This window comes from Pseudomonas weihenstephanensis, assembly GCF_001043055.1.
GTDB classification, from domain to species: domain Bacteria; phylum Pseudomonadota; class Gammaproteobacteria; order Pseudomonadales; family Pseudomonadaceae; genus Aquipseudomonas; species Aquipseudomonas weihenstephanensis.
Genome location: NZ_JYLF01000006.1, coordinates 121,951 through 144,436 on the forward strand (window position 1 = coordinate 121,951; position 22,486 = coordinate 144,436).

Here is a 22,486-nt window from a genome sequence, read left to right on the forward strand (position 1 = left end):
GGGTTGATCAGGCGCGAGCGCGCTTTGGCAGTACATCCTTGAGCTTGGCATGCATGCTGCGCAAGGTGCTTTCAGTGCTGGCCCAGTCGATACAGGCATCGGTGATCGACACGCCGTACTGCAAATCTTCAAGGTTTTTAGGAATCGCCTGGCAGCCCCAGTTCAGGTGGCTTTCAACCATCAAACCGATGATGGACTGATTGCCTTCGACGATCTGGTTTGCGACGTTTTCCATGACCAGCGGCTGCAGTGCCGGGTCTTTGTTGGAGTTGGCGTGGCTACAGTCGACCATGATGTTCGGGCGAATGTTGGCTTTGTTCAGCGCTTGTTCGCACACGGCGACGCTGACCGAGTCATAGTTGGGCTTGCCATTGCCGCCGCGCAGCACGACGTGGCCATAGGCGTTGCCTTTGGTGGTCACAATCGACACGCCGCCTTCCTGGTTAATGCCCAGGAAGCGATGCGGGCTGGAGACCGACTGCAAGGCGTTGATCGCAACGGTCAGGCCGCCATCGGTGCCGTTCTTGAAGCCAACCGCCGAAGACAGTCCTGAAGCCATCTCACGGTGCGTTTGCGACTCAGTGGTACGCGCGCCAATGGCGGACCAGCTAATCAGGTCTTGCAGGTATTGCGGGGAGATCGGGTCCAGTGCCTCAGTTGCCGTCGGCAGGCCCATTTCGGCCAGGTCCAGCAGCAGCTTGCGGCCAATGTGCAGGCCGTCTTCGATCTTGAACGAGTCATCCAGGTACGGGTCGTTGATCAGGCCTTTCCAGCCCACCGTGGTCCGTGGCTTTTCGAAATATACGCGCATCACCAGATACAGCGTGTCGCTGACTTCAGCGGCCAGTGCCTTGAGACGCTCGGCGTACTCATGGGCAGCCTTGATATCGTGGATCGAGCAAGGCCCGATGACAACGAACAGGCGATGGTCTGTGCCATCCAGGATGTTGCGAATCACCTCACGGCCTTTGGTCACGGTCTGCAACGCGGTTTCGCGCAGAGGCATCTCGCGCTTGAGCTGTTCAGGTGTGATCAGGGTTTCGTTGGAGGCAACGTTTAGGTCGTCGATCGGTAAATCAGCCATCGTGTTACTCGTCAGGTCACGGGTGCCGGCCGCCAGCGATCCCCGTGCGGCGGAGCGCAGCATGATTGAGCGCAACGGGGAGCCGAACCTTAACGCGTTAAGCGGTTATCCGACAATGGGCACACGCAGGTTTAATCCAGCGCGGACTGCGCCAGCGCTCTGTCCAGCGTGGCTTGAGAGAACTCCACCGCGTTCAGGCTGATCCATTCCAGGGCCAGGGCTTCGATGTAGTCCAGCGGCGGGTTTTGTTGCTGTTGCAGCCGGTAATAGTGTTCGATCTGGCAGACCTGTTCGCCCATGCGCGCGCCAAACAACGTCTGGGGATCAGTGAAGGCAATACCGACGCGATAGCCTGGCGCCCGTTTTTCACACCAGGCGACATAGCCCGCGTAGTGAACGTCGCTGCCCAGCGTAGGCATATGCATGTCGACCGCCGCGCCACGCTTCCAGCCTCGATCACTGTTGCATGCAACGCCGCCCAGGCTGATAGAGTGCAGCTTGCGGCGGGAAAGGGCAGGGTGTTTACGGGGCGTTATCTCAGCGGGAATATCATCTGGGTGAGGTAGAAAACGACCCATGAACGCACACTCCAAGTGCCAGCACTTTGATATTGTTTCCCTCAGTATAGTGATTGAAATGGAACTGACTGACTTTGATGCGGACCAGCACCTTTTGAATTTGCCGGGTACATCGCTGGTGGTGTTTACCAGCGCCGGGTGTTCGAGTTGCCGGGCCGCGCGGCGCCTGTTGCCGAGCATGACGTTGCCCCTCGATCGCCTGTGCTGGATCGATGCCGGTGAAAACGGCGGGTTGGTGGCCCGCTACGAAATTTTTCATCTGCCCACGCTGTTGGTGGTGCGCGACGGCGCATTTTATGGCGAGTTGAAGTCGCGCTTGAGTGAAGGCGAGCTGGCACACCACATTCGCCTTGCCTTGATGAGTAAACCTGATGAGCTGCCTTGAAGCGGTGGTTGATCAATCCTGAAAACTGGCGGAGGCGGCATGAGTAAAGGCTTGAAGGGCAAGTTGGTATTGGCCATTTCGTCGCGCGCACTGTTTGACCTGAGCGAAAGCCATCAGGTGTACCTGACCCAAGGCATTGAAGCCTATCGCCAATATCAGATCGAGCATGAAGATGAAGTGCTGGAGCCGGGGGAGGCATTCCCTCTGGTCAAAAAACTGTTGAGCTTCAATGCAAGCCTGGGCCGTGAGCGCGTCGAAGTGGTGCTGGTGTCGCGCAACAGTGCCGATACCGGTTTACGCGTATTCAATTCGATTCAGCACTACGAGCTGGCCATTTCGCGCGCCGCCTTTTCGGGTGGGCGTAACCCGCACCCTTATCTCAACGCCTTTGGCTGTGACCTGTTCCTGTCCACCCACGCGGAGGATGTCCGCAGTGCGCTGGATGCAGGGTTCGCCGCTGCAACGATTTTGTCCGGGGGCATGCGGCGTGCACAAAGCAATGAGCTGCGAATTGCGTTCGACGGTGACGCGGTGCTGTTTTCCGATGAGGCTGAGCGCGTTTATCAGGCGGGCGGCATTGAGGCGTTTCAGGTGCTGGAACGTGAGTCTGCGCGCAGCCCTTTAAGAGGCGGGCCGTTCAAAGGCTTTCTTGAGGCGCTCAACCTGTTGCAGCGTGAATTCCCTGACGATGCCTGCCCTATTCGTACAGCGCTGGTCACAGCGCGCTCAGCGCCCGCGCATGAGCGGGTGATTCGTACCTTGCGCGATTGGGATATCCGGCTGGATGAGTCATTGTTTTTGGGCGGGCTGGACAAGTCGGCGTTTCTGGAGGCCTTTGCCGCCGATGTCTTTTTCGATGATCAGGCGGGGCATTGCGAAAGGGCGCGCCAAGTCGTTGCCACCGGTCACGTGCCCCACGGCATCAGCAACCAATTGCGTGATTTGCCCGCCGACTGAGTGCAGCGATGTTAGCCATCGCACTTGCCATGGCGCTGCTAAGCTCAATCCATCTCGGCCATTCAGGCAGTCGGGGAGGTCGCATGATTCGCTCGATACTGTTTGCCACTGACCTCGGTATTTATGCGCCGGTGGTGATGCAGCACGCCTTGGGCATGGCACGCACATTCGGCGCTGACTTGTATGTCGTACACGCCGTTGAACCGATGGGGTTATTTGCAGAATCAGTGTTGCAAAGTTACCTCGATGAGCAGGCGTTCAATGACCTTCATCAATTGGGCATGAGCACCATGCTCTCGAACATCGAATCACGCGTACTGGACAGCCTTCGCGAAGAGTTGGGTGAAGGCGAGCAAGAGCTTGACCTGATTCGCTCGGTCAAGGTGGTACAAGGCGAGCCAGCGCAGGTGATTTTACAGCAGTCGCAGAGCTTGTCGGTTGACCTGCTGGTTCTGGGCAGTCATGGCCAGCCTGCCGGGGGCATTACGCATTTGGGGCGTACAGCCGCGCGGGTGATCGAGTTGGCTCAAATGCCGGTCTACCTGGTACCGCTTCTTCAGCGTCGACGTCGCACTGATGCATAAAGGGTGGGTGCCGCTAAAACGATAAAAAAGTTCTAGATTTATTCTTCTTACCTTCCATATAGTTATATACCGCCGCCGATACCCTTGGCGTCTATTTGCTTTGAGGGATGCATATGAAGCTTCAACAATTGCGCTACATCTGGGAAGTGGCGCACCACGACCTCAACGTTTCCGCCACTGCGCAGAGCCTTTACACCTCACAGCCGGGTATCAGCAAACAGATTCGCTTGCTTGAAGACGAGTTGGGCGTCGAGGTGTTTGCCCGTAGTGGCAAACACCTGACCCGCGTCACACCGGCCGGTGAACGCATCATCACCACGGCCGGCGAAATTTTGCGCAAGGTTGAAAGCATCAAGCAAATCGCCCAAGAGTTTTCTAACGAGAAAAAGGGCACCCTGTCGATTGCCACGACGCACACCCAGGCGCGTTACGCTTTGCCCCCTGTCATCAGCAATTTCATCAAGCAATACCCGGATGTTTCGCTGCACATGCACCAGGGTTCACCGATGCAAATTGCAGAGATGGCCGCTGATGGCACGGTTGATTTTGCAATTGCCACCGAGGCTCTGGAGTTATTCGGCGATCTGGTGATGATGCCGTGCTACCGCTGGAACCGCTGCGTGGTGGTGCCGCAAGGTCACCCGTTGACCAAATTGCCAAAGCTGACCCTCGAAGCGCTGGCTGAATACCCGATCGTGACCTACGTGTTCGGCTTCACCGGCCGCTCCAAACTGGATGAAGCATTCAGCCATCGCGGCCTCACGCCCAAAGTGGTATTCACTGCCGCCGACGCCGACGTGATCAAGACCTATGTGCGCCTGGGTCTGGGTGTGGGCATCGTGGCCAAGATGGCCGTTGATACCCAGCTTGATAAAGATTTGGTGGTACTGGACGCCAGCGAACTGTTTGAGTCCAGCATCACCAAAATTGGCTTCCGTCGCGGTACTTTCCTGCGCGGATTTATGTGCGACTTTATCGAAAAGTTTGCGCCACACCTGACCCGCGAAGTGATGGCCAAAGCCATCCAGTGTCACAACAAACAAGAGCTTGAAGATTTGTTTGAAGGGGTTGAATTGCCTGTGCACTGAGGTCTGAGCCAGTGCGCTGTACCCGCCCAGGTAATCCCCCGACAGGTGTTATCCCCGTAACGCCCCGGTTGCACAAAGAGCCTTGAAACTGTCGCGTGACTTTGCGTTGTAACCAACCGGTTCAGCGTCACGCGATTTCAGGGAGACGTTTTATGAGTGATTCAAACCTCGACACAACCCGCTTTTTTTCGACCCTTACCCCTACTCTGAGTCCTGCTTTTATCAGTGCAGACGATGCGGCTGTCTATGCCCACGATTTGATTGGTGCCCGCCGTGAGGAAGAATACGGTGGTTTTGTCTTAAGCAAAGACAACCACTACTTCGTCACAATCCCTCAAAGCAGCGCAGGGGCGTTATTTCGTCCGTCAGATGTTTTGTCGACAGGAGAAAATGGCGATATTTTGCCGCCCCAAGGCTATGCCATTGAAGGCATTTATCACTCGCATACGGTATTCCCGCGCACAGCATCACTGAGTGAAGACGAGAATGATTTGCTGGACAACTTCTTCTCGATGATGGATCTGCGTACGGCGGTTTTCTTTCGACACAATTACCCTCGGTTTTACTTGTCTAACCCTGATGGCAGCTTGTTGCGTTACATCTCAACCGATTCTGAGTGGGAACGTGCTTTGATCCCTTTATTCAGAGTGATACACCCGGGGCCTGTCGGGCATCTTGCACAACCAGCCCCGGATAACTCTCTGTTACCCAGTGATCTGCTCGCAATGATTCATCTGGCGGGAGATTTAAGGGTTATATGCCCCGGGGTATTTTGGCGGCGGCGTTCGTCAATTGGAGCGGATTGGCGAACTCGACAAGCGATTGACACAGAGGTTGAGAGCCAGGCTCCGCTTTGCGGCCCCATCCTGATGACAGCCAACGCGGCTGCCAAATGGGCGCAGGTGCAGATACGCAAAAAAGGGCTGGTACAGCAGGTGGGATTCATACTTAAACACGCGCAGAAATCAGAGTTTGCCTGTACCCGGCCTAAAGTCGCCGTGTTTGAATACATTGATCGGGCTTCGGCTTACGCCAGAAGCCCATCAGGCGCGGCGTTGTTGCCAGCGGATTATCACGTATTTGCGGCTTATCATTCTGTAGACAATGTTCAAGTGCCTGTTGCTGCCAGTCAGCGTTTGTTGATGAGTAATTGTTTTACGCCAGATAACTTGCGCATGGGGTTCTGGCTTATTCAAAACGGCATCGCGGGAAGCGTTTTTTTCTCGGCCCCTGAAGGGGCGCTATTGCACTATAGATGGGGTGAACAGGGTAGTGATCGCGAGCTGGTCGCGAGTGTGACCCGGCGTAACGGTCAGGTCAGCGATTTTGAGCACTTGCTAAGTGTGGGTATTCTGAGCGCCCTCGATTATGTCCGTCATGTCGCGCAAGCTTGCGTCTTAGAGGTGTTGGAGGTCGATCCGGTGTGGACGCGCAAAGGACGGGTTACCGAGAGTTGGCAGCCCTTTGCCGTGTTGCCCGACGAGCCCGCAAGCCCGTCTGCATGAGACGGGCTTGTACCTCGCTATTGCTCAGCGTTGCGTGTATGGCGGTATTCACTGACTGAGTCGTACACGGCCTTGCGCAGGCGATTAATGCCGCCAATTGGCCGGTGCGCCTCGATGCCGTGCCACGGGCTGAAGGACAGGTTGTCACATGCCAGGTTTTGACTCGGGGTATCGAAGTCTTGAACCGGCACGTTTACGCGCGCCACGGTTTCGAACGGTGCATCCGATTCACTCCACTCGATGCTGGTGTCCTCTATTGGCATAAAGCGATTGGCGTTTTGCCGCTGAATTTGCAAAACGAAACAGGCCGGTACGCGGTCTGTCGACAATTGTTGAGTGAGCGCACTGCGCAAAAAATTAGGCAAGGCCTGGTTTTGCTCGGGCAGGGCATAGGCCGGGCAACTGTCAGGATCGGGTGCCACGCGGTACTTGGCGTTCACGCTGCCAAATTTGTAAGGCGATACCGAAAAGTAGGTGGTTTGAGTCGGGCTGGCTGGAGCCGGTGCCAGGGTGGCCAAGGCAATGAACAGGTGGCGAACTTGCCATTCCTTCGGGTTCCATGAAGGAAAAAACGCCATGACTTTTTTGCCGTCGGCCTGTGCGCCAATGTTTTGCCGGTACTCGGCCACATCGCTGACAAAGAAGTTGGGGTGGTTGAACATCACAAAATCCTGTTCATTGCGACCTTGCTGGCTTGGCATCAGTTGAGTGCCGGGTACTGCTTGCAACTTGATCGCCATGCCCCGCGCATCGCGAATGCTGTCGAACTGTGGATACGCATTGCCATTGGACAGGCGCATCACTGCTTGCCAGGTTTTGCCTGGTTCGGCAAACACCCCTTGGCGCAACGCCGGATCAAGCTCTGTCAGCACCTGAACCTCGGCTTTGACGCAGCCGTGGGCCTTGGCATGGGCATCGCGCAGGTAGCGGGTGTTTTCACGGTGTTGATCCACGATTTTAATCGCGGTCTGGATCGTGTCTTGAGTCATCGCCGCTTCACCCGCCGGGATTTCCTCTTGGGTAGACACCGGTCCTCGGTGTTGCCACGCGTACCAGCCGGTGGCCATTGCCCAGCCGATCAGCCCTAGCGCGATCAACATCACAATCAACGTACCCAGCCACGTGCCGAGGCGAAGCCAAAGTTTAGTCAGCATGTAAATATCCTTTTAGCCAAAGAGGCGATGCGTGTAAGAGGGCACCTCATGGTGTCGGCAACTGTTGTTCGAGCGGGCTGCCCAATACTTTCAAATATTCCAGCAGCGCCCAACGTTCCTCAGGTTGCAGCAGACGCCCGATGACGCCCTTGCCGCGTGGCCCGGGGCGGAACTCGTGGCCGCTGTTGTGGTTGCCGCTGATACGGGTGTCGAGCACAAACCCACCCTCAAATGCGGTGGTGCGATACCCCAGGTGGCGCGGGTCGTATTCAAACGTACCGCGATAAAAGGTCGGGTCCCGTTCGGACTGAGGTGACAGCAGTTGATAGAGGGTTGGCACCGACCCGTTGTGCAAGTACGGCGCCGTGGCCCATATGCCATCCAGAGGCCGGGCTTTGTACGCGCGTACTTCCTGTACCGCAATCGGCAGGCCAAAACCATTGAGGCGGTCTTGCTCTTGCGCGCTGATACCCGCTACGCCGTACGCATGCTTTTCAACAAACGCGGTGATATAGGCCAGCCCTTTGGCCACGGACAGTGCGTGCAAGTCCAACGGTTCGTCGGTCTCGGGAAACAGTGTCACGTTCATTTTGGCCAATTCGGTCGGGTCCCATTGCAGGGCGCTGACGTCATAGCGGTTATCGGCGATGTTGTTGGCGGTATTGGGGTCTGTCCCGATGAACTCAAGCGGGATGACTTTGAGTTGTTGTACCCGGCGGCCATTCTCATCCTTGACCTGCGGGACGTGGCACCCCGCACAATTTTCAGCAAACAGGGCACGGCCTTTGGCCGCCAGAGGGCGATCTACCTGACCAAAAAGCGCTTCAGGCCATGCCGGTGGTTTGAGCTTTTGCAGGGTTTGTTCGATTACATGCAAGTCATGCACGCGCACGCTCGACGGATAGCGAGCGTCACCTTGCAGCGGCTGGCCGTGGCTGTCGAAGAAGTTCAGCGTTGCACCTACGCCTAGTGCTTCGCCGATGTTGCGCGCCATAGGCTGTTTGGCCGAGGCGTTCCATTGCACCCAGTCGAATGTCCACATATCCCACAGATGCGGGTAATCGACTGGCGCGTTCGCGATGCGGTAGTTGTCCGGGGAAATAGCGTCACCAAAGCTTGCGTTGGCAATGCGCCCGAAAGCATCCGTACGGCCGGGGCCTTCCTGTGTGGGGTACAGGCCGCGATGGGTGTCGTTCCAGGCCACCGCGAGGAAGTTGTCCAGTGAGGCTTTGAACTCGCTGCGCAGTTGAGTGTGCTGCGCCTCATAGTCGTCACCCAACACGGTGCGTGCGAAGCGCTCAAATTTCCACGGATTGTAGTAGGTGGCTGCCAGGCTGGCGACCAGTGCTTGCCCAAAACTGCCGCCGCGCAAGGTGGGTACGCTTGAAGGCAGGACGTGTTGCGCCGGAGCGCCATCAATGCGCAGCGCCTGGCCGTTGTAATGCAGTTCACCGGTGTGGCAGGCCGCGCAGGTGATGTCCAGATACTGGACGTCGCTGCCCGGGTTAGTGTGACGAGTAAAGCCTACGGGCAAATTGCCAGGGTTGGCGACGCTGGCTTTTTGTTGCGGCTCTACCAGAAACCCGAAGCGCGCCAAGTACTCAGGGGCTGCAAACGGTTGCTGGGAAAACGGCAGCTCCAGCGCGCTGAACCAGTTATAGCGCAAACCTTTCACTTGCGTGCCTTGGGGCGTGTAGTAGTAAGTCTGGCGGTCGGCCTGGCTCCATTGATCAAGGTAATGCAGTTGTTGTGGCGCTTGATAGGCCGGTAATTTTGGGTTGGCAGTGAAATACACAATCAGGCCAATCAACCCTCCCAGGGCCGACAGCAATACCAACAAAACACGGTAAAACAGACGCACAGTCATGCTCCTTATAAGATTTTTCACACTCTTATGCCTTAGCTCATGTCTGTCATCAAGTGGCCATAAGTTCCCTCTGAATAATCCGGGCCAGGCTTGACAGGTCCCCAGATGTGTTAGCAAAAGTTACGCTGAATATGAATTGTGTTTTAAGCGTGAACTTCTGTGCCATTTACCGCTCTCATGCCGGTAGCCATTGGTCGCGGCCGCCTGATAAGCTCGCGGCTTTATTCGATTGCCCATTTGGCGCATGAACAAGGAAATAGCATGAAACAGCATCGGTTGGCGGCAGCTGTGGCTCTGGTAAGCCTGGTACTGGCGGGTTGTGATTCGCAGACCAGCGTAGAGCTGAAAACTCCGGCGCAAAAAGCTTCTTATGGCATTGGCCTGAACATGGGCAAGAGCCTGGCTCAAGAGGGCATGGATGACCTGGACTCCAAAGCCGTAGCTTTGGGCATCGAAGATGCCGTGGGTAAAAAAGAGCAAAAACTTAAGGATGACGAGCTGATCGAAGCTTTCTCTGCCCTGCAAAAGCGTGCAGAAGAACGCCTGACCAAGATGAGCGAAGAAGCGTCATCTGCGGGTAAAAAATTCCTCGAAGAAAATGCCAAGAAAGCCGGTGTGACCACCACCGCTTCTGGCTTGCAGTATGAAGTGATCAAAAAAGCCGACGGCCCTCAGCCTAAAGCCACAGACGTGGTGACCGTTCACTACGAAGGCAAGCTGATTGACGGCAAGGTGTTCGACAGCTCCGTTGAACGCGGCAGCCCGATTGATTTGCCAGTGAGCGGCGTGATCCCGGGTTGGGTTGAAGGCTTGCAACTGATGCACGTCGGTGAGAAGTACAAGTTGTACATTCCTAGCGAACTGGCCTACGGCGCACAAAGCCCAAGCCCGGCCATCCCGGCGAACTCGGTGTTGGTATTCGATCTGGAACTGTTGGCCATCAAAGATCCGGCCAAAGCTGAGCAAGAAACTGCACCGGCAGCCCCTGCCAGCAAATAAGCGGTTCTGGCTTCACGTAACGCCCCGTCTCGACGGGGCGTTTTCGTTTCTGTAGTTCTATTCCTACGCACCTGATGAGCCAGATGCAGACCATTACGTCGCCCGTAATCCTCTGTCTCTAGTGGTTGCTGACTGCCAAGTCAATGAATTTATGGGTTTTTTTATGTGTGTAAAAAACGCCCGATCTGAGCGCAGCCCTTATGGCGCGGGGCTTTCAGCGATGAAAATCAGCTCTGTTCACAAGGTTATCCACAATTTGTGTGGATAACATTTGTCATTCTTCGGGCTGTTGATCCTCACTCAATGATTTTTTCCTACGCAAGATCAAAAACCCCAGAGACCTTATCGGCTGTTAGGATTAAGCTTCTAAGGAAAGTTCCGACTCGATTTACTTAAAAGTCTGACGGGGTTTAGTAATGGATCTTCAAATTATCAAGCGCAATGGTGAGCCCGAGTACGCGGTTTTGTCATGGGAAAGCTATCAGGCACTCCTCACAGCCGCAGGTCTTAATCAACCGTCGGCCCCTGTTGAGCCAATACCGGCGCCCGCCACCGACCAGGTGCTACCCGGGCTTGATCAATTGCGCACTCTGCGCGAAGCCAAGGGGCTGGCGCTTGAGGCGTTGGCCCGTACGGTAGGCATCAGCCCGTCTTACCTGAGCATGATTGAAAGCGGAGAGCGAAAGCCTGACAGCGCCATCAGTCGCAGCCTGGGTTGGGAGCTTGGCATTGCCGGGTGGAGGGACGCGTCATGAGCGTACGCATCAGTCGTCAACATTGGGAAGGTTTACTGACTGAGCTTGATCAGGCGCGTCGACAGCGCCACTTGCTGACCTACCGCGCGTTGCTGGAGCGTTTGCAACTGCCCAGTCCAGCCATGTTGACCCTGACCGCTGCGCTTGAGCATCTGGCAGCCCTGGACGCCAAATCTGAACAGCCGCTGCGCAGCTCGCTGGTGATCAGCCAAGGAGCCAGCCGCTTGCCGCGTACTGGTTTTTTTGAATGTGTTGAGCGGTTAGGACGTTTTAGCGGGCCGCCTGATGGTATTGCAGCGGCTTCCTGGCACGCCTCCGAGGTGGTCCGCGTTTTTGAGTACGCTTATGAACACGAGGAGGCTTGAGTGGTGTGGCGTCTTAAGGCGCGCTTAAGCTACTGGGTGGCGCGCAAGTTGTTCCACTGGCCGTGGTGTGTACGCCAGCCACGGCTGTGGCGCTGGATGGAGGGCCAATTCGCGCGCATGGCGAACCTGGGCGATACCGATGCTCAAAGCTTCTATGGGCACATTCTGGCCTTTCGCGGGCAAGGGCTGGCCGCCAAGCAGGAGGGCGTGCGTTTGTTGCGACTGGCAGGTCTGGCGGGCGATGGCAAAGCAGCGTATCAAGTAGGCGCTTTCAGTCTGGCGGGCAGCGTGAATAAAGCCCCGGATGCGGCTGAAGCGGTTCGCTGGTGGACGATGGCCGCCAAGGCGGGTCATCCGCTGGCGTCCATCAAGCTGGTGGAGTTATATCAGCAGGGCGGCCCAGGGTTGATGCCGGATCCCGATCTGGCACGGCGCTACCAACGCGACGCGAATTAAGTCAGCTCAGTGGCCAATAAAAAGGGCGGATCGCATAATGCGACCCGCCCTTTTTACATTGAGTGAACGCCGGTGTAGTCGCTAAGGCGCTTAGCGACGCGACGGGTTCTGTTTTAGCGTTTGGCCACCTGACCATTAAGCTTGAGGTAGTCCAACAGAATCCGCCCGGTTTCACTCAAGTAGGCGTCATCTTCCGGTTTAGTCTTTTCAGGTTCTACCGGCAGGGCGTCTTCGTCTTCTTTCTTCATTTCTTTGAGTGGCGCTTCACCTTTGGCCTTGCGACGGGCGTTTTCCATTGCCAGTTGCTTGGCTTCAATGTCTGCATGTTGCGCGCGGCGCTCAGCTTCATTGAGGCTGACGGTCTTCTCACTCATCAGCTTTTCGGCCAACGCCAGCTTGTCACGGATAAAGATGAACTCGGCATCTTTGGCCGTGCGCGCATCATGATCAGCCTTGAGCTGAGCAATGAATGGCTTGAACGGGTCAGAAGCAGGTTTGATGGCCGGGCGGATGGTGTCCCACGGCATGGCTTCAGGCAGTGCGCTTTCGCCGATTTCCTTGGTGTCGATGATCGACGGGAAGGCGACGTCAGGCAGGACGCCCTGGTGCTGGGTGCTCTGGCCGGAAACCCGGTAGAACTTGGCCAGGGTCAGTTTCAGTTCGCCATGATTGAGCGGCTGAATGGTTTGCACTGTTCCTTTGCCGAAAGTCTGACCGCCGATGATCAGTGCGCGGTGATAGTCCTGCATGGCACCGGCAAAAATTTCAGAAGCAGAGGCTGACAAACGGTTCACCAACAGTGCCATCGGGCCTTTGTAGAACGCGCCCGGGTTTTCATCTTCAAGGACGTCCACCTTGCCGTCTGCATTACGCACCAGCACGGTTGGGCCTTTGTCGATAAACAGGCTGGTCAGTTCTGTCGCTTCCTGCAACGAACCGCCACCGTTGTTGCGCAAGTCGATGATCACACCGTCGACTTTTTCTTTCTGCAATTCGGTCAGCAGTTTTTTAACGTCGCGGGTGGTGCTCTTGTAGTTCGGATCACCGGCACGGAATGCTTTGAAGTCCAGATAGAACGCCGGGATTTCAATCACGCCCAGCTTGTAGTCTTTGCCATCCTGTTTCAGGTTGAGAATCGACTTTTTCGCCGCTTGCTCTTCAAGCTTCACGGCTTCACGGGTGATGGACACGATTTTGCTGGTCTGGTCATTTGGCGCATTGCTGGCCGGAATCACTTCCAGACGCACCACAGAGCCTTTAGGGCCGCGAATCAGCTTGACGACTTCGTCCAGGCGCCAGCCGATCACGTCGACCATCTCTTTGTCGCCTTGGGCAACGCCGACGATTTTGTCCGCCGGGGCCACTTGTTTGGTCTTGTCGGCAGGGCCTGCTGGCACCAGACGCACGACCTTCACCTGATCGTTATCGCTTTGCAACACGGCGCCGATGCCTTCCAGCGACAGGCTCATGTTGATGTCGAAGTTTTCCGCGTTATCGGGTGACAGATAATTGGTGTGCGGGTCGTAAGACATGGCGAAGGTATTGATATACGCCTGGAAGATGTCTTCGCTGCGCGTTTGATCGAGGCGCGACAGTTGATTCTTGTAGCGCTTGGTCAGCAGCTCCTGAATTTTTGCAGGCTCTTTGCCGGCAATTTTCAGGCGCAGGACTTCGTCCTTGATGCGTTTGCGCCACAGGTCATTGAGTTCGGCTTCGGTTTTGAGCCACGGCGCGTCCTTGCGGTCGATCTCCAGCGCTTCTTTTGCGTTGAAGTCGAACGAATCAACGCCCTTGTTCAGTTCGGCAAGGGCAAAGTCCAGACGCGATTTAACGCGGTCCAGATAGCGCTTATAGATCGTGAAGCCAGGGTTGAGGTCGCCGCTTTTGAGGAAGTCGTCAAATTGGGTTTTCCATTTGTCGAATTCGGCAATATCGCTGGCCAGGAAATAACTGCGCGAAGGATCGAGCAGCTTCAGGTAGCTGTCATAAATGATCGCGGAACGCGCGTCATCCAGTGGCGGCTTGCTGTAATGATGGCGCTTGAGCAGCTCAACAACGTTAAGACTGGCAATTACCTCATCACGATCGGGCTGAAGGTTATCCCAACGGTTAGCGGCGAATGTATTGGCCGACAGCGGCAAAACGCCGAGACCAATGAATAGGGCGAGTGCGGTGCTAGGGAATAAATGCTTCATGCTGATTCGACGCGGGGGCAATTGATAACGCATATTAGGCCGTCTTTGAAGTCGCCGGTTCCATCAAGGACCGGTCGCATAATGCAAAAAGCCCGGTGCTTCAGCGCCGGGCTCAGTCCAGACTCACTATGGAGGCACTGTGAAAGCATTGCAAGGCGTTGAAGGTCAGGTGAAGTGGCTAGAAGAGCCAAGTCCTACCTGTGATGCAGGACAAATTCGGATTCGCGTGGCAGCAGCGGGGCTTAATCGCGCCGACCTTTTACAGCGTGCCGGGTTGTATCCGCCACCACCGGGAGCGAGCCAAGTGTTGGGGCTTGAGTGCTCTGGGGTCGTCAGCGAAGTAGGGCCAGGCTCGTCCTGGCAGGTAGGCGACCGTGTGTGCGCGTTGCTGGCCGGGGGCGGCATGGCTGAAGAAGTGGTGGTGGATGCGCGCCATGCGCTGGCGGTGCCAGAAGGTTTGTCTCTGGTTCAAGCGGCAGCTTTGCCAGAGGTGTACAGCACCGCCTGGCTGAATCTGTTCCAGCTCGCGGGCCTGCGCCCCGGTGAAAAAGTGCTGTTGCACGCTGGGGCAAGTGGTGTGGGTTCAGCCGCCATTCAGTTGTGCAAGGCGTTTGGCAGCCCGTGCTGGGTGAGTGTGGGGTCTGAGGAGCGATTGGCGTATTGCCAATCGTTGGGCGCACAAGGCGGTGTGGTGCGCACCGAGGGGATTGAAGCGCTGAGCGCATTTGGCCCCTTCGATGTCATTCTTGATCCGGTGGGCGGCAATTACGCTGCAAACAACCTCAAACTGCTGAATCTGGATGGTCGTTGGGTGCTGATTGGCCTGATGGGCGGGCGCAATGCACAACTGGATTTGGCCCAGGTGCTGGCCAAACGAGTGCAACTGCTGGGTTCGACGTTGCGCAGCCGCGATGATCAGTTCAAGGCGCAACTGTTAAGTGAGTTGAACCAACACGTGTGGCCCTTGTTCGTAGAGGGTCGCTTAAGCCCGCAATTGGCCAAGACCTTCTCGGTAAAGCAGGCAGAAGCCGCGTTCAATGAGCTGGCGGACAATAATGTGTCAGGCAAGTTGGTACTGATGATCGACGAAACACTTGTTTAATCGCCTCTTAGTATATAGCTGCCTGTGATGTAAAGAGAGGGGCGTATTGGCTGCGCCTCTCTAGCACCACGGGATGTGCTTAGCCTCATTCCTCTCGTTGCTTCTAAGTTACCCCCCCCCCGATGTTTAGCAGGTGACCTGTCATTTCTGACAGTAGACAGTGCACGCCAATAAGAGTGCAGTAGCACTGTGCTCGCGGATCATTAAACGTAACGATGCGAGTTCGACGTTGCTCTTGGGAATGGCCGGTAGGCCTACGTTGTCATCACGCGTGTTAACTGTATGTGGGCAAAACATGAATCAAAAAAATAAGTCGTCAGCCAATAATCTGAATGAACATCGCATACCGTTAACTCCACTTCGAGTGCCTGATGTCATAGACCCTACCGACCCTGAGGGTTTACTCCCAAGTGGTTCGGATACGAAAGACCTTCACGCTTACATCGATACCCTGTGGGTCAACCCGGCAGAAGCGCCAGAGTATGACATTATTAAATGGTATTGGGCGCCAAAGAAAATGGACCCCGCCGATGAAATTTATTGCGCAGGCACTGTTGTTTTGTTAGGGGATATTGATCCCGCGTTGTTTCCTTATAAGTTAGTGTATGACAAATCTTTTTTGCAACAGGATGGCGGGTATGACCTGTGGTACACCGTCACCAACTCGGGGACTGGCGTGACCGATACGTCGGTTGAGAAAAAACTGACGGTTGATACTCAAGCGCCCAGTTACGATAAGCAAGCAGGCGCCCTGATACCCCCTGGCGATTTGATGGGTGTGATCACCGATGCTTATTTAGACACGCATGACGATAAAGTTGAATACTCACTTCCATTGCCTCTTTACACGGGGGCTCATGAGCGTGATGTAGTGTCTTTATATTGGTTTGACTCTAATCCAGCGATCGGGCTACCGGTGGCTGAGTTCACTGTCTCTCAAGCGGATATCGACGCGAATGACATTAGGGTTTATTTGACAGGGGATGTCATCCGGGCGGCCCAGAAGAATGGGACTTTTTACGCGGGCTATAAGTTGAGGGATCGCGCGGGCAATGAAACGCTGAACGTCTCTAAAGAAGTCAGCGCCGTGGTAGCGCTGACGCCTTGGCCAAGCATTCTTCCTCCTCCTACAGTGCCCCTGTTTGAAGACGATTCACTGATTCATCGGGCGGATGCGCGCTCAGGCGTATACGCACATATAGACTGGATCGTCGACACTCAGCCTGGGGATTTAATTGCGTTTGAGTGGGATGGCATTGCACTGTCGGCGGTAGCGGCTAAGTTTCCTTTGGCTGTATACGTACCGTGGAGTGTGATGGTTGCTAATGGACTGGGGCCTCGTAGTGTACAGGTCAGTTATAAATTGGTACGTGGCTCAAGTTCAAAACTGTCCCCCAGTCTATCTGTAAATATTAATTTTACCGTGGCCGGACAGGACCACCCGGGCGCGCCAGCTTTGGTAAACCCTTTACTGAATCATGTAGTGGTGAGGGGTAAGTCCGGGGTTCCTAACGTACTTAAAGCCACCGATAAAGATTTCCCCGTGAAGGCGAGTGTGCCTCTTTATCAAAACCCAGTGGTTGGACAAACGCTGGTGCTTTATTGGGGCACTTGGGCCACTGTGGCGGCTACGTATACGATCAAGACGGGTGACAGTGCAGGGCAGGAGATTTTTTTTACAGACATTCCCTGGACCCTTATCGATTCAGAACCCAACAACCTGGCGTTACCGGTGTACTACGCCACGAGCAATGGCGTGAACCAGCAGCACGCGTCTAACACATTGGTCAGCGTTCAAGTTGAAACCATTGATGATTTATCGATGCCTGAATTCCCCGGTGCTGACAAATGGGGCTATATCAATTGCTCCAGCCTAGAGAAACCCTGGGATGGTATTCGGATCAGAATTGTTTTCACGGGAGGTTATTTTGAATACGGCGATGAGCTGCGAGTATTTTGGCAAGGATGCAGTAATTTTAATGGTACGGACCCTATTGCAGGAACTGAAAAGGAAATTGTACTTTCGGTGCTGAATGTTCATGTGACTCAAGGGTATGCAGATGTCACGGTAGCGCCCTATGAACCTCATATAAAACCGATGGTAGAGGGTTCAGGACGGGTGCATTACACACTTACCAAGAAAGATGGTCGTTTTGGAGAGGCGCGTGCAGACTTTGTGAAAATTACAAGGGTGGTTCCTGGAGGTGATCCTTGCGAGCCACCAGTAAATAGATAGACAACCTGTACACGGATGTACTCAACACTCCGTCAGGGCCTAAGGCAGCAAATTAACAGGCCATAATTTATTTAATACGTATGAAGTTTCAATGGGGGGGTGCGCGGATGTAACGCTGTGGGCTGTCAGCATTCGAATGCGCGACATGTTTGAAGCGCACGTCGCAGGGGGCTCTTTGTCTTAGAAGAGGGGAGGTGATTCAGCAGGTTGTGAAAGTGTTGTTTAGGCGAGTGTTGTACCCATCCTATTGTTTACACCCAATGCAGTAATCATTCAGTGACATGGAGATCGATGAAATGAAAGAAAGTCAGAATAAGGTCACTTCCCAGCAAGCGCGGGAGCATTATTCAAAGTGGCTTAGAAATCGACAGGCTCTAGGAACGAGCCGTGCTGATGGAGCCACCCTCCCAAAGGCTGTTTTGCCCGACTACGTTTTTTGGCCTGATGACCCTAGTTTAGATGGGTATTTACCATTAAAAAAACAAGAAACAGATCTGGTAATAGGTATACCTGCCTGGACGAACGGTGCAGAGGCCGGTGGTGAAGATAAAATTATTATTGAGTGGAAGCGCATTGAAGCGGAAAAATATGTGTCCATTTTGACAGTTCCTCAGCCAGGTCCGAATGAGGACACAGACCCCGATGTGCAAATCACTATTCCACAATTTAACTTTGAGGATCATGCAACTTATATTTTTCGATATTGGGTTGTGAATGAGCTAGGGGAGGGGGGGTATTCAATTGCACAAACCATTACGGTAGATAAAATTGCCCCCCATTATGGGCGCGAACCGGATGCACTGTCGTTTACAGAACCTGAAGCTGAAAATGGGGATATAACACAGGACTATCTCGATAATCATGGTGATGTACTGGCCGTCACAATTCCGGCTTATGATCAGCCCAAAGCCGGCGATATTGTTGAAGTTTTTATCGAAGGTAATGTTCCTGACCCGGCTGCGATCCCTGTTTTTACCGGGGATATATTTATTAATCCTCGCGTGGTGAATATCCCCGGTTCACGAATCAGAAGAATTCCAGACGGCCCTCTTTTTGTAACGTATCGATTGATAGAATCGGGAATATAGGGAAAGATTCTAAAAAGAAAAAATCCTATCTGGCTATCAAACCTTTGCCGGTTGCCCCACTTCCAGCGCCGGGCGTTCCACTCGCAGAAGACAACAATACACTCGTCGATATTGCAGATGCTCAAGTGGGGGTCGGTATTACTATCCCGCTCTACACTAATTGGGATCCGTCTGATGAAATTATTGTCAATTGGGCCGGTCATAAGCGTGCCCCTTTCACGGTGGGTACATTTCCCGGTAATCCGATAATTATTGATGTGCCCTATTCACTGTTAAAACTTGCTTATGGCGAGGACAGTATTGGTGACGTACCTGCGACTGTGGAGTACAGCATCATTAGAGGCAGCGCACAAGTGGAGTCTTTGCAGACCACGGTGAATGTGAATCTTTGGGTACCAGGGCCGACTAACCCCAATGAACCTGGGCCCATTAACCCGTTGCTTAATCTTGTGAGGGTTCAGGGCGGAGGGGTCACCCCGCAAGATAACAAGTTACTTGCTTCGGACAAAGGGTTGGATGCACGGGCTTTCCTTACCCTCTACAGTTCACCTGAAGTGGGTCAGCGCTTGGAGCTTTTCTGGGGCAGTCTTACTGAACCTGTGGCGCTCTATGATATTACGGCAGCAAACAATGGGGGCGATGTAGTTACTTTTAATATTCCATGGAGTGAGATTGAAAAGGAGCCTGGCAGTTCATCGATACCGGTGTACTACAAAATTAGACTGATCGCGGGAGGGGGAGGCTCAAACTCACAGCAGTCAGCCAATCAAAGTGTTGATGTTATCGGCGCGCTACCTATTCTGTTAGGTGAGCCTCAATTCCCTGACAAAGTGATGTCTAGTGGCACACCGCCTATAGCCTCACTGAGCTGCAAATCTTATATCAGTGATGGCGGCGGTGATTATTATGTCAGGGTTAAAATCCCGGGTAATCCTACGCTTCTAAAGGCCGGAGACACGGTCAGTATTACCTGGCAGCCGTATACCGATAGAGCAGCGACTCTGCCTGTCACGTCAGGAAAGTGGGAGCTGTCAAATAAAATCCTGACCAAGGATGAGGCGGCCAACGGTTTTGAAATTCAGGTGAAACCTTATTTAGATCATATTGAGGTCGTTGGCTCTAAGGGGGCGGTGAAAGTAAGTTACACCGGTACGCCAGCAGGAGGGACTCCTATTCCAGGGGAAGCAACTATTTATGCCTCGTCTACGCGTCCTGGCGGCGGGTGCATTATCTTTCCTTAGGGGGTGAAAGAGGTGAAGTGATTATGAAAGAGGGCATTACGCCCTCTTTCATAGTTAAGGGCGTTTGGCAGCTTTTGTGGTGTCGGGTTAGTGGCATGTTATGACTTTTTTGTTCCTGTAGAACTCATCTATTAATCATCTCAAAGTATGTGGCCTTTTTTTGTAGAGGGAGAGGGTGACATGTAGGTGTTTTCCTACGTATAAGAAGGGCTTTTACTACATTGCACTGGGAGGTTTGTCAGTAATCTAGCGCCTGGTAGCTGACCTGAACTATTAAGGGTTTGGGGGCGGTTAACCTTCACAGCTTTATACTCACGGAGTATTTGTATGCGCGTTATACGAATGTCACGATGGTTTTCCTCAGAAAGTATGCCACATGCTCTTCTGTTGGGTGCTTTTGTTGTGGCGAGCCCCTCTGCGGGCGCTGTACTCATTGAAAATGGAACCACGATTACTATAAATGCTGGCCATCCTAAAACGGACTATACGCTGCGCACAGGGGCCACACTTAATATTGATGGAGGCACGGCTGACCAGGTGAGTTCAAATGCCTCCAACCTGAACATTAATAAAGGTGATACCGCAGAAATTGTTGGATTAAACGGTTCGGTATTAACGCTCAGCGGCGCTACGGTAACGGGTACTGTGGGCAGTGGTCTAGGCATTGAATTGCACGAGAGTGAGGCAACAATATCAGCAGGCAGTACGGTTATCAGTGACGGTATTGGACTTAATGCAATGCAGAATTTGGGGGCGTTCACGGGGTCTACATTTAATGTGTCTGACAGTACGATTATTGGCACTACAGCCGGTGCCCAAGCGTCAGGGCATAGCGCACTTAATTTCACTAACTCGCATGTTGAAGCGACAGGCGAAGGCAGCGCTGGACTCATTCTGTTCAGTGCGGATGTGACAGCCAAAAATAGCAAAATTATTGGCGAAGCCAATGGCATCAGGGTGTTTAGAAACGGATCTACTAATCCCAAGGAAGGCAATATAGTTCTAGACGGTACATCTGTTCAAGGTGTTACCGGTTCTGCGATTCTTGTGGATGGGGCTGGGCGTAAAATCCCTGACGTCAACCTGGATATTATTAACGGCTCGACACTGCTAGCGGGCAATAACCTCTTGTTGGATGTCACAGGGGGCGCCACGGCCAACGTGAATGTTTTAGACAGTCATCTTGAGGGCAATATCAAAATGTCCGGGGACAGCACGGGCAATCTTGATTTCACTCATGGCTTCCTGACGGGCGATGTCATTGCCGAGGCAGGAAGTACAGCGCGTATTACTTTGGACAAGGCCTCCGTATTTACCGGCAATGTGGACAATATTGAGAGGGTTGTCATCAGCAACGCTTCGCGTTGGAACATGAAGGGTGACAACAGCGTGGGTACGCTGGACTTGCACGACGGCACGGTCGATTTCGGTTCAAGTACCCCCGGCACCTTTTACCAGTTAAATGCTGAGCATCTTTCTGGCCAAGGTACGTTTGTCATGGACGTCGATATGGCTCGCAGCATGGGCGACAAGCTCAATGTGACAGGAGAAGCCACCGGCAGTCATAGTCTGCTGGTCACTGCTACGGGGGCTGATCCAGTCAGCAACCCTGCCGACTTGACTCTGGTGCATATCGCGTCCGGTGATGCGACGTTTGGCCTGGCCAATGCCGCGCCCCGCGTTGATCAAGGTACTTACTCTTATGCGCTTGAGTCCAAGTCTGATGGTGCTGGTGGTACAGAGTGGTTTTTAGGTGCCAACAAGCACATCAGCCCTAGCGCAAGTTCGGTGTTGGCCTTGTTTAACACAGCGCCTACTGTTTGGTACGGAGAGCTGAGTTCTTTACGCAGTCGTATGGGTGAGCTGCGTTTCGATGGTGGCCAGTCAGGTGTCTGGATGCGTTCGTACGGTAACAAGTTCAATGTCTCTGAAAGCACTGGGCTGGCTTATAAACAAACCCAGCATGGTTTCTCGTTGGGCGCCGATGCGCCCCTGCCCATCGGTGATGGACAGTGGTTAGTAGGGGTCCTGGGGGGGACCAGCAAATCGGACCTGGACTTGAGTCGTGGTACTTCGGGCACGGTGAAAAGCTACTACGTAGGTGCCTACACCACCTGGCTTGATCAAAGCAGCGGCTATTACGTCGATGCTGTGCTCAAGTACAACCGTTTTAGCAACCAGGCCAAGGTTTCTATGAGTGATGGCGCACGCGCCAAGGGCGACTACGACAACGCCGGTCTTGGTGCATCTGCCGAGTTCGGGCGTCACATCAAGCTGGACGATGGTTATTTCATCGAACCCTTTGCCCAAGTTGCGGGTGTTGTGATTCAGGCTAAGGATTACGGCTTAAACAACGGGATGGAAGCAGAAGGTGATCGTACACGTTCATTATTGGCCAAAGCGGGCATGACCGCAGGGCGTAACGTGGCATTAAAAAATGGGGCCATAGTTCAGCCTTATATTCGGGCAGCAATGGTTCATGAGTTCGCCAAAAACAATGAAGTTCAGGTGAATAACAACGTGTTTAACAATGACCTGTCGGGTTCACGTGCTGAGTTCGGTGCGGGGCTGGCAGTGTCAGTCACGAGCAACCTGCAAGTGCATGCAGACTTTGACTATGGCAACGGCAAAAATATTGAACAGCCATGGGGGGCTAATGTGGGGTTACGCTACAGTTGGTAAGTAACCCATGCGCGATTTAGCTCAATGGCTAATTGAGAGCGCCTGCGCATAACAGGTAATGTCCTAAACACCTCAATCTCCCTGTTAGAGGACGATTGAGGTTTTTTTTTGCGGGGATTGTGGGTGTTGTCCGTGTTTAAAAAAACGCCTCGGATGAGGCGTTCA

19 protein-coding genes are annotated in these 22,486 nt (G+C 53.9%); 14 read left to right on the plus strand and 5 right to left on the minus strand.

The window, feature by feature from the left end:
• Positions 1-7: 7 nt before the first annotated feature.
• Together TU86_RS15600 and TU86_RS15605 are read right to left on the minus strand one after the other, a co-directional pair.
• Positions 8-1,084, minus strand: coding sequence for a 3-deoxy-7-phosphoheptulonate synthase (locus TU86_RS15600; RefSeq protein ID WP_048365342.1), 1,077 nt, complete (start codon positions 1,082-1,084; stop codon positions 8-10).
• Between the two features lie 131 nt (positions 1,085-1,215).
• Positions 1,216-1,662: a PilZ domain-containing protein gene (locus TU86_RS15605; protein WP_048365229.1), complete on the minus strand. Its 447-nt coding sequence runs from the start codon at positions 1,660-1,662 to the stop codon at positions 1,216-1,218.
• Here TU86_RS15605 and TU86_RS15610 point away from each other — a divergent pair.
• The 5 genes from TU86_RS15610 to TU86_RS15630 all read left to right on the plus strand — a co-directional run bounded on the left by TU86_RS15610 (position 1,661) and on the right by TU86_RS15630 (position 6,181).
• The gene (locus TU86_RS15610) at positions 1,661-2,047 is read left to right on the plus strand and encodes a thioredoxin family protein (protein ID WP_048365230.1); all 387 of its coding nucleotides are present in this window, start codon (positions 1,661-1,663) and stop codon (positions 2,045-2,047) included. The two genes, TU86_RS15605 and TU86_RS15610, sit on opposite strands and share 2 nt — an antisense overlap.
• A 39-nt stretch (positions 2,048-2,086) precedes the next feature.
• A complete protein-coding gene (locus TU86_RS15615; protein ID WP_048365231.1) occupies positions 2,087-3,004 on the plus strand; it encodes a 5'-nucleotidase in 918 nt (305 codons plus the stop codon).
• A gap of 83 nt (positions 3,005-3,087) precedes the next feature.
• A complete protein-coding gene (locus TU86_RS15620; RefSeq protein ID WP_048365232.1) occupies positions 3,088-3,588 on the plus strand; it encodes a universal stress protein in 501 nt (166 codons plus the stop codon).
• A 113-nt stretch (positions 3,589-3,701) separates the two neighbouring features.
• Positions 3,702-4,676 carry an HTH-type transcriptional regulator CysB gene (cysB, locus tag TU86_RS15625; protein WP_048365233.1) on the plus strand — a complete coding sequence of 325 codons (975 nt, stop codon included), beginning with the start codon at positions 3,702-3,704 and terminating at the stop codon, positions 4,674-4,676.
• 152 nt (positions 4,677-4,828) lie between these two features.
• The gene (locus TU86_RS15630) at positions 4,829-6,181 is read left to right on the plus strand and encodes a DUF4329 domain-containing protein (RefSeq protein WP_048365234.1); all 1,353 of its coding nucleotides are present in this window, start codon (positions 4,829-4,831) and stop codon (positions 6,179-6,181) included.
• Positions 6,182-6,198: 17 nt separating this feature from the next.
• On the opposite strand, the gene TU86_RS15635 is transcribed toward TU86_RS15630, so the two are convergent.
• Positions 6,199-7,335 carry a catalase family protein gene (locus TU86_RS15635; RefSeq protein WP_048365235.1) on the minus strand — a complete coding sequence of 379 codons (1,137 nt, stop codon included), beginning with the start codon at positions 7,333-7,335 and terminating at the stop codon, positions 6,199-6,201.
• Between the two features lie 46 nt (positions 7,336-7,381).
• A complete protein-coding gene (locus tag TU86_RS15640) occupies positions 7,382-9,196 on the minus strand; it encodes a di-heme-cytochrome C peroxidase (protein ID WP_048365343.1) in 1,815 nt (604 codons plus the stop codon).
• A 267-nt stretch (positions 9,197-9,463) separates the two neighbouring features.
• Here TU86_RS15640 and TU86_RS15645 point away from each other — a divergent pair, with 267 nt between their 5' ends.
• From TU86_RS15645 to TU86_RS15660, 4 genes are all read left to right on the plus strand, one after another.
• The gene (locus TU86_RS15645) at positions 9,464-10,201 is read left to right on the plus strand and encodes a BamJ family beta-barrel-assembly machinery protein (RefSeq protein ID WP_048365236.1); all 738 of its coding nucleotides are present in this window, start codon (positions 9,464-9,466) and stop codon (positions 10,199-10,201) included.
• A 416-nt stretch (positions 10,202-10,617) separates the two neighbouring features.
• Positions 10,618-10,956, plus strand: coding sequence for a helix-turn-helix domain-containing protein (locus tag TU86_RS15650; RefSeq protein WP_048365237.1), 339 nt, complete (start codon positions 10,618-10,620; stop codon positions 10,954-10,956).
• Complete coding sequence (locus tag TU86_RS15655; protein ID WP_048365238.1) at positions 10,953-11,321, plus strand: hypothetical protein; 369 nt, start codon at positions 10,953-10,955, stop codon at positions 11,319-11,321. Before TU86_RS15650 ends, TU86_RS15655 begins: the two co-directional genes overlap by 4 nt.
• Positions 11,322-11,777 carry an SEL1-like repeat protein gene (locus TU86_RS15660; RefSeq protein ID WP_048365239.1) on the plus strand — a complete coding sequence of 152 codons (456 nt, stop codon included), beginning with the start codon at positions 11,322-11,324 and terminating at the stop codon, positions 11,775-11,777.
• Between the two features lie 113 nt (positions 11,778-11,890).
• On the opposite strand, the gene TU86_RS15665 is transcribed toward TU86_RS15660, so the two are convergent.
• A complete protein-coding gene (locus tag TU86_RS15665; RefSeq protein ID WP_167337971.1) occupies positions 11,891-13,972 on the minus strand; it encodes a carboxy terminal-processing peptidase in 2,082 nt (693 codons plus the stop codon).
• 139 nt (positions 13,973-14,111) lie between these two features.
• Here TU86_RS15665 and TU86_RS15670 point away from each other — a divergent pair, with 139 nt between their 5' ends.
• The 5 genes from TU86_RS15670 to TU86_RS15690 all read left to right on the plus strand — a co-directional run bounded on the left by TU86_RS15670 (position 14,112) and on the right by TU86_RS15690 (position 22,321).
• Complete coding sequence (locus TU86_RS15670; RefSeq protein WP_048365241.1) at positions 14,112-15,074, plus strand: zinc-binding dehydrogenase; 963 nt, start codon at positions 14,112-14,114, stop codon at positions 15,072-15,074.
• Positions 15,075-15,369: 295 nt separating this feature from the next.
• The gene (locus TU86_RS15675; RefSeq protein ID WP_157395912.1) at positions 15,370-17,310 is read left to right on the plus strand and encodes a hypothetical protein; all 1,941 of its coding nucleotides are present in this window, start codon (positions 15,370-15,372) and stop codon (positions 17,308-17,310) included.
• 296 nt (positions 17,311-17,606) lie between these two features.
• Complete coding sequence (locus TU86_RS15680; protein WP_048365243.1) at positions 17,607-18,398, plus strand: hypothetical protein; 792 nt, start codon at positions 17,607-17,609, stop codon at positions 18,396-18,398.
• Positions 18,399-18,442: 44 nt separating this feature from the next.
• Positions 18,443-19,639 carry a hypothetical protein gene (locus TU86_RS15685; protein WP_048365244.1) on the plus strand — a complete coding sequence of 399 codons (1,197 nt, stop codon included), beginning with the start codon at positions 18,443-18,445 and terminating at the stop codon, positions 19,637-19,639.
• A 327-nt stretch (positions 19,640-19,966) separates the two neighbouring features.
• Positions 19,967-22,321 (plus strand): autotransporter outer membrane beta-barrel domain-containing protein, encoded by a 2,355-nt coding sequence (locus TU86_RS15690; RefSeq protein ID WP_239658794.1) that lies wholly within the window; start codon positions 19,967-19,969, stop codon positions 22,319-22,321.
• The last annotated feature ends 165 nt before the right edge of the window (positions 22,322-22,486 follow it).

What these genes read in the sequence shown, in the direction of transcription:
- TU86_RS15600 (WP_048365342.1), bottom strand. Translation starts at nt 1,084, where the DNA reads ATGGCTGATTTACCGATCGACGACCTAAACGTTGCCTCCAACGAAACC.
- TU86_RS15610 (WP_048365230.1), top strand. Translation starts at nt 1,661, where the DNA reads ATGAACGCACACTCCAAGTGCCAGCACTTTGATATTGTTTCCCTCAGT.
- TU86_RS15605 (WP_048365229.1), bottom strand. Translation starts at nt 1,662, where the DNA reads ATGGGTCGTTTTCTACCTCACCCAGATGATATTCCCGCTGAGATAACG.
- TU86_RS15615 (WP_048365231.1), top strand. Translation starts at nt 2,087, where the DNA reads ATGAGTAAAGGCTTGAAGGGCAAGTTGGTATTGGCCATTTCGTCGCGC.
- TU86_RS15620 (WP_048365232.1), top strand. Translation starts at nt 3,088, where the DNA reads ATGATTCGCTCGATACTGTTTGCCACTGACCTCGGTATTTATGCGCCG.
- cysB (WP_048365233.1), top strand. Translation starts at nt 3,702, where the DNA reads ATGAAGCTTCAACAATTGCGCTACATCTGGGAAGTGGCGCACCACGAC.
- TU86_RS15630 (WP_048365234.1), top strand. Translation starts at nt 4,829, where the DNA reads ATGAGTGATTCAAACCTCGACACAACCCGCTTTTTTTCGACCCTTACC.
- TU86_RS15635 (WP_048365235.1), bottom strand. Translation starts at nt 7,335, where the DNA reads ATGCTGACTAAACTTTGGCTTCGCCTCGGCACGTGGCTGGGTACGTTG.
- TU86_RS15645 (WP_048365236.1), top strand. Translation starts at nt 9,464, where the DNA reads ATGAAACAGCATCGGTTGGCGGCAGCTGTGGCTCTGGTAAGCCTGGTA.
- TU86_RS15650 (WP_048365237.1), top strand. Translation starts at nt 10,618, where the DNA reads ATGGATCTTCAAATTATCAAGCGCAATGGTGAGCCCGAGTACGCGGTT.
- TU86_RS15655 (WP_048365238.1), top strand. Translation starts at nt 10,953, where the DNA reads ATGAGCGTACGCATCAGTCGTCAACATTGGGAAGGTTTACTGACTGAG.
- TU86_RS15665 (WP_167337971.1), bottom strand. Translation starts at nt 13,972, where the DNA reads ATGAAGCATTTATTCCCTAGCACCGCACTCGCCCTATTCATTGGTCTC.
- TU86_RS15675 (WP_157395912.1), top strand. Translation starts at nt 15,370, where the DNA reads ATGAATCAAAAAAATAAGTCGTCAGCCAATAATCTGAATGAACATCGC.
- TU86_RS15680 (WP_048365243.1), top strand. Translation starts at nt 17,607, where the DNA reads ATGAAAGAAAGTCAGAATAAGGTCACTTCCCAGCAAGCGCGGGAGCAT.
- TU86_RS15690 (WP_239658794.1), top strand. Translation starts at nt 19,967, where the DNA reads ATGCGCGTTATACGAATGTCACGATGGTTTTCCTCAGAAAGTATGCCA.